1 protein-coding gene is annotated in these 1,110 nt (G+C 66.9%); it reads left to right on the forward strand.

Annotated features, from left to right (window positions below):
- The first annotated feature begins 120 nt into the window (after positions 1-120).
- On the forward strand, positions 121-1,110 hold the full coding sequence (locus tag ACSDR0_RS50735; protein ID WP_435296154.1) for an IS481 family transposase: 990 nt from the start codon (positions 121-123) through the stop codon (positions 1,108-1,110).

Below are 1,110 nucleotides of genomic sequence, written 5' to 3' on the forward strand. Positions count from 1 at the left end.
CTGTACTGACCACAAAGGTTGAGTACGCGGTGACACGATCTTCGAAGTTGTTGAAATAAGGGAGGGCCTCCGGGTTCGGTGTGGATTGCGACATCTACGCCGAGCTTCCCGGAGGCCCTCGTGTCCCACCGTAACGCCCCGCTAAGTGAGACAGGCCGGCTTCGGCTGGCCCGCTGCGTCGTCGAAGATGGCTGGCCCCTGCGCCGTGCCGCCGAACGTTTCCAGGTAGCGGTGAACACGGCCAAGCGGTGGGCCGACCGCTACCGCCGGCACGGCGCGGCAGGCATGGCCGATCGCTCATCGCGGCCGCATCACAGCCCACGCCAAACCCCGACACGGACCGAGCGACGGATCATCAAGGTGCGGGTGACACGCCGGTGGGGGCCGGCCCGTATCGCCTACCTGCTGGGACTGCACCCCTCCACCGTGCACCGGGTGCTGGCCCGCTACCGGCTGGCCCGACTGACCCACCTGGACCGGGCCACCGCCGCGCCCATCCGCCGTTACGAGCACGATCGACCAGGCGACCTGGTGCATGTGGACATCAAGAAACTCGGCAACATCCCCGACGGCGGCGGCCACCGTATCACCGACCGGCAGACCGGCCACCACAACCGCAAGGCCACCACCACCGCCCGCTACAAGCACGGCAAACCCAAGATCGGCTACAGCTACCTGCACACCGCCTTGGACGACCACTCCCGCCTGGCCTACACCGAAATCCTGCCCGACGAGACCAAAGAAACCGCCGCCGCGTTCTGGCACCGCGCCCACGCCTACTTCACCGGCCTGGGCATCACCATCCGCCGTGTCCTCACCGACAACGGCAGCTGCTACAAGTCCTTCCTGTGGCGCGACACCCTCACCGGCCTGGGCATCACCCACAAACGCACCCGCCCCTACCGGCCCCAGACCAACGGCAAAGTCGAACGTTTCCACCGCACCCTGGCCGACGAATGGGCCTACAACCAGCCCTACACCTCCGAGACCGAACGCCGCCACGCGTTCGGCCCCTGGCTCCACACCTACAATCACCACCGAGCACACACCGCACTCGGCGGCCACCCACCCGCCAGCCGCGTACCTAACCTCTCAGGTCAGTACACCTAG

This window comes from Streptosporangium sp. G11 (assembly GCF_051192615.1).
In the GTDB taxonomy this organism is placed as follows: Bacteria; Actinomycetota; Actinomycetes; order Streptosporangiales; family Streptosporangiaceae; genus Streptosporangium.